The 15,971-nt window shown below is 38.2% G+C and carries 17 protein-coding genes; 2 read left to right on the top strand and 15 right to left on the bottom strand.

The genetic code is table 11. The annotated features are described in order from the left end of the window. Positions 1-10 precede the first annotated feature (10 nt). From HMPREF2802_RS01405 to HMPREF2802_RS01350, 12 genes are all read right to left on the bottom strand, one after another. The gene (locus HMPREF2802_RS01405; protein ID WP_070502522.1) at positions 11-520 is read right to left on the bottom strand and encodes a GNAT family N-acetyltransferase; all 510 of its coding nucleotides are present in this window, start codon (positions 518-520) and stop codon (positions 11-13) included. Between the two features lie 18 nt (positions 521-538). Next, on the bottom strand, positions 539-2,002 hold the full coding sequence (locus tag HMPREF2802_RS01400) for a S41 family peptidase (protein WP_070502521.1): 1,464 nt from the start codon (positions 2,000-2,002) through the stop codon (positions 539-541). Positions 2,003-2,338: 336 nt separating this feature from the next. After that, positions 2,339-2,560 carry a YozE family protein gene (locus tag HMPREF2802_RS01395; RefSeq protein WP_002470999.1) on the bottom strand — a complete coding sequence of 74 codons (222 nt, stop codon included), beginning with the start codon at positions 2,558-2,560 and terminating at the stop codon, positions 2,339-2,341. After that, positions 2,560-3,060 carry a PTS sugar transporter subunit IIA gene (locus HMPREF2802_RS01390; RefSeq protein ID WP_070502520.1) on the bottom strand — a complete coding sequence of 167 codons (501 nt, stop codon included), beginning with the start codon at positions 3,058-3,060 and terminating at the stop codon, positions 2,560-2,562. The genes HMPREF2802_RS01395 and HMPREF2802_RS01390 overlap by 1 nt, the downstream gene beginning before the upstream one ends. A gap of 13 nt (positions 3,061-3,073) precedes the next feature. Continuing rightward, entirely contained in the window at positions 3,074-3,502 is a 429-nt protein-coding gene (gene msrB, locus HMPREF2802_RS01385) for a peptide-methionine (R)-S-oxide reductase MsrB (RefSeq protein WP_070502519.1), read from the bottom strand. Continuing rightward, positions 3,495-4,022 (bottom strand): peptide-methionine (S)-S-oxide reductase MsrA, encoded by a 528-nt coding sequence (msrA, locus tag HMPREF2802_RS01380; RefSeq protein WP_002470992.1) that lies wholly within the window; start codon positions 4,020-4,022, stop codon positions 3,495-3,497. Before msrA ends, msrB begins: the two co-directional genes overlap by 8 nt. 23 nt (positions 4,023-4,045) lie before the next feature. Continuing rightward, positions 4,046-4,891, bottom strand: coding sequence for a DegV family protein (locus tag HMPREF2802_RS01375; protein WP_070502518.1), 846 nt, complete (start codon positions 4,889-4,891; stop codon positions 4,046-4,048). Positions 4,892-4,905: 14 nt separating this feature from the next. Beyond that, positions 4,906-5,391: a dihydrofolate reductase gene (locus tag HMPREF2802_RS01370; protein ID WP_070502517.1), complete on the bottom strand. Its 486-nt coding sequence runs from the start codon at positions 5,389-5,391 to the stop codon at positions 4,906-4,908. Between the two features lie 37 nt (positions 5,392-5,428). Further along, positions 5,429-6,385, bottom strand: coding sequence for a thymidylate synthase (locus HMPREF2802_RS01365; RefSeq protein ID WP_002471005.1), 957 nt, complete (start codon positions 6,383-6,385; stop codon positions 5,429-5,431). 231 nt (positions 6,386-6,616) lie between these two features. Further along, positions 6,617-7,051 carry a bacilliredoxin BrxA gene (gene brxA / locus HMPREF2802_RS01360; RefSeq protein ID WP_049410431.1) on the bottom strand — a complete coding sequence of 145 codons (435 nt, stop codon included), beginning with the start codon at positions 7,049-7,051 and terminating at the stop codon, positions 6,617-6,619. A gap of 17 nt (positions 7,052-7,068) precedes the next feature. Continuing rightward, the gene (locus tag HMPREF2802_RS01355; RefSeq protein WP_070502516.1) at positions 7,069-8,184 is read right to left on the bottom strand and encodes a conserved virulence factor C family protein; all 1,116 of its coding nucleotides are present in this window, start codon (positions 8,182-8,184) and stop codon (positions 7,069-7,071) included. A 12-nt stretch (positions 8,185-8,196) separates the two neighbouring features. Next, entirely contained in the window at positions 8,197-8,382 is a 186-nt protein-coding gene (locus tag HMPREF2802_RS01350) for a zinc-finger domain-containing protein (protein ID WP_002470990.1), read from the bottom strand. A 1,091-nt stretch (positions 8,383-9,473) separates the two neighbouring features. On the opposite strand from HMPREF2802_RS01350, the gene HMPREF2802_RS01345 reads away from it, so the two are divergent. Continuing rightward, the gene (locus HMPREF2802_RS01345; RefSeq protein WP_070502515.1) at positions 9,474-10,181 is read left to right on the top strand and encodes a queuosine precursor transporter; all 708 of its coding nucleotides are present in this window, start codon (positions 9,474-9,476) and stop codon (positions 10,179-10,181) included. Positions 10,182-10,275: 94 nt separating this feature from the next. On the opposite strand, the gene HMPREF2802_RS01340 is transcribed toward HMPREF2802_RS01345, so the two are convergent. Continuing rightward, complete coding sequence (locus tag HMPREF2802_RS01340; protein ID WP_002472136.1) at positions 10,276-10,836, bottom strand: RBBP9/YdeN family alpha/beta hydrolase; 561 nt, start codon at positions 10,834-10,836, stop codon at positions 10,276-10,278. A 162-nt stretch (positions 10,837-10,998) separates the two neighbouring features. Between HMPREF2802_RS01340 and HMPREF2802_RS01335 the strand changes: the two genes are divergently transcribed. After that, positions 10,999-11,406 (top strand): ribonuclease HI family protein, encoded by a 408-nt coding sequence (locus HMPREF2802_RS01335; RefSeq protein WP_070502514.1) that lies wholly within the window; start codon positions 10,999-11,001, stop codon positions 11,404-11,406. Positions 11,407-11,526: 120 nt separating this feature from the next. Here the strand turns inward: HMPREF2802_RS01335 and HMPREF2802_RS01330 are convergent, their stop codons facing one another. After that, positions 11,527-12,408: a 5'-3' exonuclease gene (locus HMPREF2802_RS01330; RefSeq protein WP_070502513.1), complete on the bottom strand. Its 882-nt coding sequence runs from the start codon at positions 12,406-12,408 to the stop codon at positions 11,527-11,529. 16 nt (positions 12,409-12,424) lie between these two features. After that, a complete protein-coding gene (locus tag HMPREF2802_RS01325; protein ID WP_070502512.1) occupies positions 12,425-15,880 on the bottom strand; it encodes a dynamin family protein in 3,456 nt (1,151 codons plus the stop codon). Positions 15,881-15,971 lie beyond the last annotated feature (91 nt).

Genomic DNA, 15,971 nt, shown 5'->3' with positions numbered 1-15,971 from the left:
AATTCAACCTCTATTCTTCTAGTTTTTTATAATATGCGTAAAAGGGCTCGCCCTTATTAAACGGATGATAATCAATTTCTGCTTCTCCAGCTTTAGAGAAACCGAACTTTTCAAACAAACCTTGAGCCGGCTTATTTAAAGCGAAAGTGTCAGTTAAGAGCACATGGATATCGTGATCGAGCGCGAGATTCACCGCAAAGTCAAAGAGCGCTGTCGCTGCTCCTTTATAATCTTGAGAGCCTGCTAAGCGATGAATCACGTATGCACCTTCACGATCGACAGGCCAATCAATCTTATCATACCAGTCAGATTGAACTTGGTCGATGACGATAAAGCCATAAATGTGCTGGTCAATATCTAATACATAAAGCGTTTCTTTCTCGATATCTTCTTCAAAATGTTCTTCCAAAGGATAAGCATCATCCCACTGATGATTATTGTCCTGCTTCATCAACGCTTTCGCTTCTTCAACAAGTTCAAGAATTGTCGGAAGATCTTCTGTCGTCGCTAATCTTATCATAAGGGCAACACCTCTTTATTATTGTAGTTTGTGTAATAAGTCATCTAATACAGTATCATGTTTATTTGATTTATCGACTAATGCTTGAGTAAATTTCTCATTTGTTGATTTATCAAACTCACCTGTTTCATCTAACTGATGATCTTTCTGGAAAGCTTTCACTTGGCGTTCTAAATTAGAATCGAACGTCTTACTTTCATCATCAGTGTGATAACCTAAGGCATTCAAACCAATCTTAATCGTTGAAACATGTTGATTGTTATCACCGACTTTTAATGTTTTATCCGTCGGAATCACACTCAGTTGTTGATATTTAGGTGGTTTGATTGTGTGGTCAGGTTGAATGCCTTTTTTATGAATGTAATGGCCTTTCGGAGTTAACCATTTCATGTTGGTAAATTTCAAGAGTGAGCCATCTTTAAATTCATGCGTTGTTTGTACGATACCCTTACCAAATGACTTAGAACCATAAATTGTAGCTTTATTATAATCTCTCATCGCACCGGTAAAGACTTCAGAAGCACTGGCTGAACCTTCGTTAATGAGGATAGACACATCCATATCTTGTGCTTCTTTAAGTGTATTATTAGATGTTTTAATTTTCTCTGTATGGTCGCCCTTTTGAAGTTCAACGGCAGTTTTATTTTTATCGACGAAGACATTAATCATCTTCACAGCTTCATCTAAGAGCCCACCTGGATTGTTTCGTAAATCAAGCACGACCTTATTAATACCTGCTTTATGTGCTTTAAGCAATGCTGATTTCAATTCTCCTGAGGTGCTACTTTGGAATTTATTAATTTTGAGCACAGCGACACTGCCATGTTTGGAATAATCGACACTCTTCACATGAATTTTATCACGTTTGATTTTGAAATCTTGTTCATGTGTACCACGTTGAATCGTTAACGTCACAGTGCTGCCTTTTTTACCTCTAACCTTTTTCACAATCGCTTCTAAAGGTTGCCCTTTCACAGATTTACCATCAACTTTTTTCACGATATCTTTAGGTTTCAACCCGGCTTTTTCAGCGGGTGATCCTTTCATTGGACTAGTAATTTGAACGTGTTGATCTTTCTTCTGCATTTCTGCACCAATGCCAACGAAATCTCCCGACACGTCCTCATTGAAAGACTTCGTTTGGTCTTTCGTCATGTATTCAGAATAAGGATCGTCGAGTTCTTTCACCATGCCATCAATAGCTGCTTTCGACAATTTATCGGGATCTTTCTTTTTATAGTAATCATTCGTTAAGGTTTGATACACATTTTCTACTTTGGAAAATGACTGTCGTTGATGCTTGTCTAAACCACTGCGCCAATGTTGGAAACCTAGAGTAGCCGCAACAGCGATCAAAGTAGTGAGAATGATAGTGACGAGTAAAAGTAGTACTAATCTGCTCTTTCTTATATGTAAAGGTCGAGCTGAACGCTGTTTCTTAGGGGGATTGCTCTGTGTCTCATGTTCTTTAGAATTTGCCATCGCATTCACTCCTTCCTTTTAGTATAAAATTGAAACAATAATAAATTTATAGTTACTTCACAATAAAGTAAGCTAAGGTTAGAACATAAACTGGCGTAGACGTAATTAACTCTACTTTGCACATGTCGGAATGGCGCTACCAAAGCTTGTGCCAACAACGTGTGTGAGTCAATCACAGAACTACTACAGTGAGATTGACTGTCATAACCTTAGCTTAGAGTATGAAATTGCGTATTCATTTGCTGATAGATCTGGCTTATCATCTCACGTGTCGAAGTACGAGAGATAGACCTATCATGCTCTTCTGAGTAATGACAATTACAATGGTTAAGTGAACTAGAATTTCAACCACTCTTGGTAGTCCTCGTACATATCATCAAAGACGGACATGGATACTGAGTAACCACCTTCTGTTTCAATATAATCACTTAGCACATTAAAGTCTGATTCTTGTTTGGGAAATGCCAAATCATCAAAGATTTCTTCAGCGAGTACACCTTTGTCATCTTTTTGACCTCGAACTGTCATTGCATAATGATAGAATGAATGATCTTTCATTAGCTCATAGTCACATCAGCAAGTTTCGTTTCACCTTTAACTAAAGCTTGCGCATCTTCGAAATGCACTGAAGCAGCTTGGTCTGAGTTAGTAATAATAACTGGTGAAACAGTGGATTTCGCATTGGATTTGATGTGTTCAAGGTCAAATGTGAGTAAAGGATCTCCAACAGATACTGTATCTCCACTTGCGACTTCGACTTCGAAACCTTCGCCGTCAAGTTGAACTGTGTCTAAACCAATGTGTACGAGCAATTCAAGCCCGTTATCTGCTTTCAAACCGATAGCGTGTTTCGTTGGAAAGACGTTATCTACTTTACCATTGATTGGTGAAACAACGTGACCTTCAGTAGGGTCAATACCAAAGCCTTCCCCCATCATTTTTTGAGCGAAGACAGGGTCAGGGATATCGTCGATTTTTACATATTCGCCTGTCATCGGCGCATAAATTTCAATATCTTTACTTACTTCTTTATCTTTACCAAATAATTTCTTAAACATGTTCTAATACTCCTTACTTTTTAAAATGAGATACTAATTCGCCATAGCCTAGCTCTTCAAGTTTATCATACGGGATAAACTGAATCGCAGCTGAGTTGATGCAGTATCTCAGACCGCCTCTATCTTTAGGACCGTCGTTAAAGACATGACCCAGATGGCTATTTGCATCTTCAGAACGGACCTCTGTTCTAAGCATACCATGAGATTTATCCGCTAGCTCGATAATTTCGTCATCATCGAGTGCTTTTGAGAAACTCGGCCAGCCACAACTGGATTCGAATTTGTCCTCAGAAGTAAATAGCGGTTTACCTGAAATCTTGTCCACATAGATGCCTTTCTCAAAGTGATTCCAATATTCATTCTGGAATGGCGGTTCTGTGCCATCTTCTTGTGTTACAAGATATTCGATATCATTTAAATCTGCTTTATCTTTTTTAATCATTCTGTTTCCCCCAGTGCTTTTCAATAAATGCTTGTCTGCCTGAACCGCGTTGATACTGTTCGTAATGCATCGGATTCTTTTTATAAAAGTCTTGATGATACGACTCAGCGGGATAGAAGTTCTTATACGGACGAATGGGTGTAATGACAGGTTTGTTGAATATCGCAGCTTCGTTGAGCTCTTGAATCTTAGCTTCCGCTGCTTTCTTCTGTTCTTCATCGTGATAGAAGATTACTGGAGCATAGTGCTCACCACGATCGAAGAACTGTCCACCGTTATCAGTGGGATCGAACGTTTTAAAATAAATATCTAATATATTGTCGAAACCAGTGATGTCTGGGTCATAAGTGATTTGTACAGCTTCAACGTGGCCTGTTTGATCAGAACATACTTCTTCATAAGTTGGGTTCTCTACATGACCGCCACTGTATCCTGAGACGACACTTTCAATGCCTGGATAAGAAGTGAAGGGCTTCACGAGACACCAGAAACAACCACCGGCTAATGTTGCATAGGCCATAGTTAACCTCCTTTGATAAGCTGTCAGATTGATTCTCTAACAACGACAAAGCCAATCGCACCTTGTCCAGTATGATTAGAGATTACTGGCGTAGTTGTATTAACATCGAAATCATCAAACTGAAATTCTTCTTTAAATTGTTCTTTAATCTTGTCGACAAACTCAATGATATTAGCATGAGCGATGCCGACTGATTTCAATTGATGACCTTCAATAAATTGATGTACTTCTTTTTTAAGAAATTGAATCACAGATTTCTGCGTTCGTGAATTGTGAATCATCTCTAGTCGACCATCGATTAATGTGCCGATGGGTTTAATCTTTATCATATTACCGATTAACCCTTTGGTCTTACTGATACGACCGCCTTTGATTAATTGACTGAGTTGACCGATGACGACAAAGAGTTTCGTATTATCTTGTAAATGTCGAATCTTCTTGAGTATTTCATCTACAGTTAAGCCTTGTCGTGTCCACTCTATTAAGTGTTTGATTTGATAACCTAGACCGAACGAAATCGATTGAGAGTCGACTACAGTAACGTCACTGTCACTCATATGACTCGCTTGCACAGCTGTTTGATACGTCCCACTAAGTTGTGACGTCATATGGATGCTAATAATCTTTGAGCCATCAGCCCCAAGATTGTTATAAGTTTCGATAAATTGTCCAATAGCAGGCTGGCTCGTCTTCGTATCTGCACCTGCTTCAAGGCGCTTGAGAAACTCATCTGACGTAATATCAAGCTGGTCAGTATACGACGTTTGATCAATCGTTATGTTTAATGGAATCACATGCACGTCATGTTGTTGTAGAAACGATTGTGGTAAATCTGACGTAGAATCAGTGACGATTTTATATTTAGTCATTTAAGGAAGTCCTCCTAGTTCTCTGTCTTACGCTTGAGGTGTAAAAATGTATGTGGAATCGTATTCTTCTCATCAAGCTCGCCTTCTTCTGAAGACTCTACTTCCCAATCTTCAAAAGTATATGGTGGGAAGAATGTATCCCCTTTATGTTTACCTTCAACCACAGTAATATACATATCATCGACTTTATCAATCATCGCTTCAAAGAGAGATTGACCGCCGAAGATAAAGACGTGGCCTGGCAGTGCTTTAATGTCATCTAAAGAATGGATGACATCGACACCTTCAGGATTGAAAGAATGATCGCTCGTGAGTACCACATTACGTCGATTTGGAAGGGGTTTACCTATAGATTCATACGTTTTACGCCCCATCACGAGTGTATTACCAGTACTTAACTTCTTCACGTGTTTCAAATCATTCGGTAAATGCCAAGGTAGTTGATTGTCTACACCAATGACACGCTGTTCGTCGTGTGCAACGAGAATAGATAATGTCATAATAGTCATCTCCTTAAAGTATAGTTCATCTCAAATCTTACACAGCAATCGGTGCTTTAATAGCTGGATGAGATTGATAGTCGACGATTTCTAAATCTTCATAATCGATATCAAAGATCGATGCATCTGAGTTGATACGAAGTTGAGGTGGTTCATAACCGTCGCGTGAAAGTTGTGTGTTCACAGCGTCAAAGTGATTACTGTAAATGTGTGCATCACCAAAGGTATGGATAAATTCTCCAACCTCTAAACCACATTCTTTCGCGATAAGATGCGTTAATAAGCTGTAACTTGCGATGTTAAACGGTACGCCGAGAAAGACGTCGGCACTACGTTGGTAAAGTTGGCAGCTTAATTTACCATCATGAACATAGAATTGAAACATCGTATGACATGGCGGTAAAGCCATGGTATCAATTTCAGCTGGATTCCATGCTGAAACGATATGACGACGTGATTCTGGGTGGGCTTTAATTTGTTCAATGACTTGTTTAAGTTGGTCATAATGGTTGCCATGTTGATCCACCCAATCGCGCCATTGTTTACCGTAAACATTACCGAGATTGCCATAACGCTCAGCAAACGCATCGTCCTCTAAGATGCGTTCTTTAAACTGCTTCATCTGTTTCTGATATTCTGCTTTAAACTCAGCATCTTGCTGTGCTCGATGCCCGAAATTCGTCATATCTGGACCATCATAATCAGATGATTGTACGTAGTTCTCGAAGGCCCATTCGTTCCATATATTGTTATTGTATTGCAACAAATAACGTATATTTGTATCTCCTTTTATAAACCAGAGTAGCTCAGTTGCTACGAGTTTAAAGGAAACTTTTTTAGTAGTGAGAAGCGGGAACCCTTTGCTGAGATCAAATCTTAGTTGGTGACCAAATTTAGACCGCGTACCTGTCTTGGTACGATCATCTCTATTATTGCCACACGCAAGGATTTCCTCGCATAAGCTATGATAAGCTTTATCGAATGAATTTAACAATCGTTGGCTACTCCTTTCGAATATCCTTTTATCATTATCCTAAAATAAATCGCTCTGAAATGGAAATATCTTATATACCTAAGGCTCAACTTTTTCTAGAGAATAACTGATAATGAAATAAAAAAGACAAAAACAGTACGCTTGCCACAATAAGAAGAAAAGGTTTGTTATGTTAATCCTCCTCTTATCGTGATGAGCTCGTGTTTTTGTCTCCTTACTATAGCTATTTATTTAGCAATGCTCATCAAAGGCATCTTTAATATCCATACAGATATCTTGGATGTCTCGGCCTTCAATGTGTTCGCGTGGAATAAAGTGCTTCAGTTCTTGCCCTTTAAATAACGCATATGATGGGCTAGATGGCACTTGATAAATATATTCGCGCATTGCTTGAGTTGCTTCTTTGTCTTGACCAGCAAAGACAGTGACTTTGTGATCAGGTTTCTTATCGTTCTGTTCAGCCACAGTTACAGCTGCAGGTCGCGCAAGTCCAGCTGCACAACCACATGTTGAGTTGATAACTACAAAGGTAGTTTCATCATCGTTTACTGATTGCATATAATCATTCACTGCATCGGCAGATTCTAAGCTAGTGAAATCGTGTGACGTGAGCTCTTCACGCATTTGTTTAGCTAAATCTTTCATGTAAGCTTCATAAGCATTCATCATAGAATCTCCTCTCATTATTTGTTTCTATTAGCGATTTGTTTCCAGACAGAACCGAGTGCTTCGTCGCCACTTTCAATTCGAGAAATAGCCATCTCGATTTGCAGTTTAACTTCATAAGCTGGATCATCTTCGTGCGCTTTGAGTGCTGGTAATTGATCATGACCGCCTTCATCAAATAAGAACATCGCGGCACGCCAACGCACGATTTTTTGCGGGTCATCTAAAGCCTTTTCCATCTCTGGAAGCGCATCTTTAAAGCCTAAATCACTGAGACAGTCACCTGCTGTACGTCTGACAGCTGGACTTTTATCGTGCAAACCTTTATAAATATATGGCAACACTTCTTGATCTTCAATCATGCCCAGTAACACGACTGCTTCACGACGAAGCGGCACTTTAGTTTCTTCATCTAACACGTAACCGAGTAAGTCAAAGTCTTCTTTCGTCGGTGTAGTAAAGTTCTTCAACATTCTCAAACGTGCTTTCCAATCGTCTGTTTGACGATACTCATCTAATGTCACGTGTTGATATTGCTTTTCAGGAATCACGACATCCGTATTTAACGCTTCAGTGACCAAGCGTTGTAATTCCTCATCTGGATAAAGCGCTTGGATCTCTTCAGAAATATCTTCCATGATATCGTCAAGTTCTCCGTAACGGATACCGAAATCTTCCCACTTTCTTAAAAATACAACGTTATCACTATCTTTTTGAGCGCTTAACATACTATCTACGAAGCGTTCAGGTAATTGTTTACGTTGTTCATCTTCTTGTGTCGTGAGTTTAATTTGATACGGGATACCTTTAAACATGAGCACTTCTGCTTTAACTTCACCATAATGTTCATCAGGTGTAGCTTCTGTAGTTTCTGCTGTTTCGTCGTTAATCGCAGCAGTGACTTGAGGTAAGACGTCTTCCCAGTCAAATTTCGGTTCTTTATCGACAGCGAGAAAGTCCATAACGTGGAAGATGGATTTCACACCTTCAAGTTCAAGTACATTATTAATATATGTTGGCTGGTCGTCTTGTACTTGTGTGTATGTGTTTGATTTATTATCTTCGCGTTTTTCACTTAAGACAATCTTCATCGTATTTGGACTTGGTGTCGGTTCAACTCGTACTATTTCCATAACGCTCACTCCCTATTGCAGTTCATTGCCTAATTGTTTAATCTCTTTGCCTATTGAGCATTCATTGATGCAGAAATAATGGGCTTGGTTTTTACCTTGGGTCTTTCTTAAGTGTGTTTTTAAAATGCAGTCTTTGCAATAATCGTTCATTAATTGATCAATTTCATTAAGTGCTCGTTGTTCGGTTGGTGAAAACAATGTATCACACTCCTACCTGCGAATCGTGGATTATCATATCTTGAATGCGTGTGAAATACAAGGATTCAGCCTAAGAACAAGAAGGCGATATTATGTCTTATTATATCATTAGTGCCCTATCTTGTTTAATATCTGAAATGAATTTTTTGGATAGATGCTGGGTTGTTTGTTAGTAAAAGCTTTGACATTTTAATTTAGGAGTTCAACATAATTTTGTTTTCAGTTTGACGACTTTCCCTTGCTTATGGGGCTGCATTCAACTAATTTTTTCTCACTTTCCAAGTTCAAAAAAATGGATTTTCATTGCAGCCTTAATCCATCAAGCGTGTCAAGTCGTCTTTTGAAAACAATAGAGTTCGGGGCAATAAAGATATATAAATCTAACATAGTATACAAATAATTCTGCTCGATATTAAACTACGGATTGTTGTATAGACATAATAAACACATCTCACTTCTTATAATTTTCAAATCTCTAATGAGATATAAATGAATATTATTATCGTTAGTTATTTAAGTTGAAATACTTACTGCTTTCATATTTTTAATATTCAAGCGCTTAGTAAAAGCTTTGACATTTTAATTTAGGAGCTCAACATACTTTTGTTTTCTCTTTGACAATTCTCTCTTTCTTAGGGGGCTACACTCAACTAATTATTTTCGTTGTAGCCTTAATCCCTCAAGCGTATCGAATTGTCTTTTGAAAACAAGTATATTGCTAAAGTATTTAATAATTAATGAATGTAATTGTAATATTAAAAATATTTCATCGGTATTAAACCTAAATTTTTACCATATATAATAAGACAAAATCGCTCCTTCTTATCTTTAAATTTATTAGAAGATCTCAGTAGTTATTACAAGAATACTCACACTTAATTTTAAGTATAGGGTATGTGAGTATTTAGAAGCTCCATTTTAACCTAAGTAATGAACAGTTGTACATCATTGACGAATGTAAATGTTAGCTTTATTCCTTTTAATTTTATCTCTGACGCTATTGATTTCTCACTATTTTAGGTATAGAATGAGCAAGTTAGTTTAACGCGGTTTCTAAACACCCGCTTAACCAAAATTTAGGAGGAATTGAATTGTTTAATGAATTATTTGGTGTGCTCACTTTTCTAGTGACGTTTATCTTACTCGTCTTGATGTATCGTCTCTTTGGTAAACATGGTTTGATAGCGTGGATTGCGATTGGAACTGTGATTGCTAATATTCAAGTTATCAAGACGATTGATTTATTCTCAATATCAGCGACGTTAGGAAATGTGATGTTCGCCTCTATCTATCTGGCTACGGATATTCTCAATGATATTTATGGACGTCGTTTAGCTAAGCGAGCGGTGTGGCTCGGTTTCAGCTCAACTTTAGTGATGATTATCGTGATGCAAATGTCGCTCACTTTCATCCCTTCACTGGTCGATCACACACAACATGCTTTGGAAACGATTTTTAACGTCGTTCCACGTATTGCACTCGGTTCAGTGATTGCTTATATTATCGGTCAACATCTCGACGTCTTCTTATTCCGTATGATTAAGCGTGTCTTTAGTTCAGACCGCACTTTCATTGTACGTGCTTATGGGAGTACGCTCTTGAGTAATATCGTCGATACAGCGTTGTTTGTGTTGATTGCTTTCGCAGGTTCAATGCCGGCTATGGCAGTTTTTGAAATCTTTATTACTACTTATCTACTTAAAATGATTTCAACTATTTTCAACGTGCCTTTCGGTTATGTAGCGAAGTCGATGTATCGTAAAGGTAAAATTGATCACATAGATGCCTTTGATAAGTAAGTATTTGAATTCATATCGTCAATAAAATAATTGTAAAATGAAAGAGTGAAACGTGCATCGTTGCGATGTTTACGTTTCACTCTTTGAGTTTATTCTACTTATCTATGTTAACTAACATATCCTTTAAAGCTTCGAATGAGGTAAAGCCTTCACGCGCAAGGAAGTGACCTTGATGTTGCACGATAGTAGTTGAAATATTTAACCCATGTGACACTCTATTCGTTGCAGCTAAAGGTACAGCCGGGTCTTCGGAAGCAGCAATCGTATACATATGTTGTGCTTGGACTTTACTAAAGCGCACATCACAACGATGAATAAACGTATCAAGTTGTGGAATGTGTGGTAGTGGTTCATTGAAACCGGCTACAAGGAACAGCCCTTTTAATTTGATAGATTGTGGTAAAGATGTGAGGTAACTTAAGATAGCAATCACACCTAAACTGTGGGCAACGATGATTGTGTTCTGATCAATGTGTTGATCTAAATATTGATGTAATGTCGCTTGCCACTCTTCATATTGTGGTTGATCAGAATGAGGTAACGGAATTGAAGTTGTTTGATAACCTTCTTTACGCATTTCTTCGGCTAACCAAGGGAACCAATGATCTTGAGGTGTGGCTTGGTAGCCGTGGACGATAAATAATTGTTTGTTCATTGTTCTCACCTTTTATACAAAATATTAAAGAATATAAACCCAACTTAGTCTAAAGTGAGCTTATCATAAATAAAGTTTAACTTAATTTGTGCTTTATACATAATATTATATGATAAGATGGTTGCGACAGATGTTGTAAGCTATTGATAAAGGAAGTGAACCATGGCTAAGATTTATTTCGACGCAGCGACGAGTGGTAACCCAGGGCCGAGTGTCGGTGCCGCAGTCATTATAACTGAGACCGAACGCAAGATTGAAACGACGTATTTAGGTGAGATGGACAATCACACGGCAGAATGGGCGGCTTTCAAATTTGCTTTAGAACTGGCCTCTCAACACCAAGTCGACAATGCGTTAGTCTATACGGATTCTAAATTAATTGAAGATAGCATGCAGAGTGAATCAGTGAAGAATCCCCTCTTCAGACCGTATTTCGAGCAAATTCAACAACTTGAATCCCACTTTCTTCTTTTATTTGTAAAATGGATTCCGAGAAAGTCTAACCGTGAAGCCAATCACTATGCACAACAAGGATTATTTCAATATTTAAAGAGCAATAAGAAACGCTAATGTCGCATACGCCTTCATATCGCATTAAAAAACGGCTCATCGAATATTTCACCTCTTCTTGCAAGGTGAATATCGATGGAGCCGTTTCTTTCTGTGCATTTAATTATTACTAAATCACTTTTATAGAAAATGTGTCGCAAGATAACTACCTGAAACTTTGAGCTCATGGTACTCACACACATCTAAAGCATGAGAGATATCGTTATTATAAACTAAATGTTCGAGTAGTTGTGTCGTATCGATAGGAACTTCTGTATGAATTGTCGCTAACGTTTTAGACATCTTAAGTGCGGCCATATCTTGTTCAATCTTCTTCTGCTGTCCTGGCGTAAGTTGATCTAAAGACTCAATGACTTGTTCTACAGAACCATATTGTTTAATGAGCTTTAATGCGGTTTTTTCTCCAATTCCTTTGACACCTGGATAACCGTCTGAACTATCACCCATAAACGCTTTGACATCGATTAACTGATGCGGGGTAATACCGTATTCTTCTTCAAATCGATGTAGGTCATATTTGTTATAAATATTAAAACCTTTCTTCGTAAGCCAAATTTCAACATTTGAATTGAGACATTGTAATATATCCTTATCCCCGGTAACCACGAAGACGTCATGTGCGTCAGAATAGTTGCGGGCTAAAGTCCCTATGACATCATCAGCTTCGTAATTCGTCATTCCGATATTTGCAAAGCCTAAAGCTTCGGACACCTCTTTGACTTTGTCGAATTGGGGAATGAGCTCCTCAGGCGGTGCGGGGCGATGTTGTTTGTAACCTTCAAACATGTCATTACGAAACGTCGCTTGCCCCATGTCCCAACAAACAGCAACATGTGTAGGTTGGATGTCATCGATTGCTGAGAAGACGTGACGGACGAAACCTTGAATGCCATTGGTAGGTGTTCCTTGAGAGTTTCTCATAAATTGCTGTTGTAAACTTGTGGCATAGAAATGGCGAAATAGTAACGCCATTCCATCCACCAGTAATATTCTATGTGTCATAACTACGTGCCTCTTTCTAGTCGTCGATTGATATTGCAGATTTAAGATTTGTGTTTGCTTCTCGGATTTGATTGATGAGCGAAGCATCGATATCGAATGCAAGCAGTGACTCAATTTGTGATTGAATGTCAGCTTCAAGTTGATCGAAATCAGTTTCTGATGTTTGAATCATTTGGTCGACGTATTCTGCAAGTGCTTGTCTTAAGTTGCCGATTTGTGGTTTTAACAACTCAGTCGTATTGTCAGTGATGGTCTGTTGGATATCACGCTGTACTTTCGGTTGAATGATCTTCTTCTTCGTCAATGATTTAGGTAACGCATTAAACATATCATTAAGTTCTAAGTGCATATATGGTTCTGTAATATCACTTTCAGCGAGATTGAAATCTGGGTCAATAAAGACGTGCACTTGATTGAGTGAGCGTTGAAGCGGTGCAAATTCGTCTTCAAGCTGCTCTAGATAATATTTCTTCGTACGCTCTACGAGTAAGGACTGTTCGAGATATAAACGTTGATGGATTTGATCTAAATACAATTTCGTTGAACGTCTCTTCTCTTTATTAAAGTCATCAAATTTCGTCATCTGACTATTATAAATTGACTTCACTTCATCTAATAATTGAAGATTTAAACGCTGAGTTAGATGATAAATTTGGTCTTCCACTTCATTTTGACTACGCTGTTGTACTGTGTTGAGTAAATTCGGTTTCAACACACGTTGTTGAGAAAGTTGGTTGAGTTTCTTCTTACGTTCTTCAATTTGAGATTGATTTGTTTCAAATTCATTGATCATTTCCTCAAATGCCACAGAGACCTGTTTCAACTGATGCATCATATGATCTTGAAGAATAAATTTAGATTCTACTGAGGCGAAGTGATCGATACTATCGCGTAAAGCGTCAATTCCCTCATCTCCACTGCGTAATGCTTCACGACTTGAAACGCCGAAGATTTGAGATTTCATATTAACTTGAGCCAGCGCATCACGGACGTAATCCTTAACCGCATTGAGATCGTCTTCACTTTCAGCTAAGTCAGTCGCATTAATAATCATCTTGAAAGCTTGATTCTCATTCAACTGATTCATGTCTTTCATGTGTTCAATAAAGCGTTTGTCGTTATCAGTAAATGAGTGGTTAAAGTAGCTTACGTAGAGAATTAAATCAGAAGACGTCAGGATCTTCTCAGTTTCATTCGTATGACGTTGGTTGTTGGAATGTAAACCGAGTGAGTCCACGATAATCTTATCTTTGAGCCAGTCAATCGGTAGCTGAATGTGCACAGTGTTGACGAACGTCGCATATTCGTCCTCTGAACTCCATTTACGTATTTCTTCCTGTCCAATTGTATGTTTCTCGCCAGATTGCAACATTTCTCTGTAGTCATCATAATTTTTTTCAATTGCGTTGATAAAGGCGAGTTGGTTCTTTTCAAGTTTGTCTTTCAATTTCTTCGTATTAGATTGTAAAAATGTTTCAACTGACTCAAATGATTCATCATGTACTTCAAATACGTTGTTCAATTCTTCGAGTAATTGTTCATCTGATTTGAGTGTAATCGCACTATCTTCACCATATGTGAGTTCTGTTGTTGCCGCCGTTGTTGGGTTTGGTGAGCTTACTAAATAGTTATCACCAAGTAAAGCATTAATCAGACTACTTTTACCTGCACTGAACGTACCAAAGACACCAATCTTAATTATCTTGTTCTCGAGACGATTCAACGTACCCTCGATATCTTTCTTCGTCTGATCGAAGAGCGGAACATCTTGTATCGCTTTGAGTCCTGCAACGATCTCGCTACTTTGATCTTGACTAGATGTTTGGCCTGTATCCGCATCGTTCGCCTCTTCTGTACCGTTGTCGGCTGTAGTTGATGACGGACTGTATTGAATTTCTGTACGGTCGATCAGTTTGTCGAGTGAGTCGTGAAGATGGATGTAATAGTGTTGATAGTTGCGTGTCGTCAGTGACTCTCTCAAGTTACGCAACTGGATAAAATGCTCATAGTCATTCATATCTTGCTCATCATCCATAGCTAAGTCCTCAGCATGCGCATGTTCAATCGCATCTTTAAATAATGGCTCGGACTCTTTCTTCACAAACTGTTTGATAGATTTCATTAAATCATCTGAGAATGTGAGCACATATTGGTTACTGATGTGAATTTGCTCTTGATAAAGAGATGTAATAATTTCAGGTTGAATTGTATAGTGTTGATTTAAGATACGTTCATTCACTTCAGTATCGTTGATAAAACGAGTGAGGAATGACATGTCTTCACGCAACGGTTGTCTAATTTGTTGGTCGACTTTCTCTTGTAATTGATCGACCACATTATTAAGGCGTGTTTCTTGTGCTTCAGCCGTCTTTTTCTTCTTATTAAACAAACCGCCTACTTTGAAATCTTTCGTTCTACTTTCGAGATAAAGACGAATCGTTTCCCGCGTGTCATGTGTCATGACGTAGGCATTATCTAATATGTCTTTACGCTTTTCTTTTAAAAAGTTATAAAGCTGATCAGGATTATTTAATAACTGCGCTTCTTCGCTGACCTCTTGATGTTGTTGGAAGTTTAAATAAGCTTGGTCGAAATCTTCTTCATGAATATCCAACGTATCGAGTATTTGTTGGATTTCAGTTTGAATATAAGACAGCTGTTCATCTGTGATAAATTGAACGATGCGTTCAACGTAATCCTCAATACTTTCGCGGTGGGTATCTTTCTCAACCATGTAATCAGAGAGTGCCTGCATCTGGTTCTCTGGGTGGTCGAATTTCGTTACGTAAAAGATCTTATCAAGGTTAAGGTCCCAATCATGAACCGACTTCTCTACACGTGATTTGAACGTATCAAACGTAATTTCCTCTTCGTTATGTTTATCAATCTGATTAATGACGAAGACAACTGGAATTCCGGCTTTGTTGAGCTGTTTCATAAACTCAAAGTTCAACGCGGACTGAACGTGGTTATAATCGACCGTGTAGAAGATAATGTTACTTGTATACATGAACTGTTCTGTACTTGTCTGGTGAGTAGCGACGTTGGAGTCTACCCCAGGTGTATCTTGGAGTGTGAACCCTTTATTGAATTTCGATGATTCAAATTTAATCTCTACAGACTCAACATCGACATTCTCACGGTTCATCACTTTCACTTGATCATAGTTATCTAGAATGGTGTAACGTTGCTTATCTAAGTTTGCGATGATTCCCGGTTCATCAGAAACGGAAACGATGGCAGTGTTACTCGTCGTAGGAACGGGTGAACTTGGTAAGATGCTTTGTTCCAGTACGGAGTTAATTAATGTAGATTTACCTGCTGAGAAATGCCCTACAAACGTCGCAGTGTATTGTTCGAGATAAACTTTCTTAATTACTTGGTTAATGATATGTACGAGTCGAGAATTATTTGATTTCTCTACTTCTTTCTTCAATTTATAAAGTATGTCTAATTGTTCGGTGTTCGCCATGCTTGTAATCCCCTTTACTACCGATTGTTGATTAGTTTAATTGTATAATAAAAAGTGATGTGTCTAAAGTGTTAAATTCAGTGAGCGTAGA

Source organism: Staphylococcus sp. HMSC071G07, from assembly GCF_001811435.1.
Classification (GTDB): domain Bacteria; phylum Bacillota; class Bacilli; order Staphylococcales; family Staphylococcaceae; genus Staphylococcus; species Staphylococcus pettenkoferi.
This window is presented reverse-complemented; position numbering and strand designations above follow the sequence as displayed.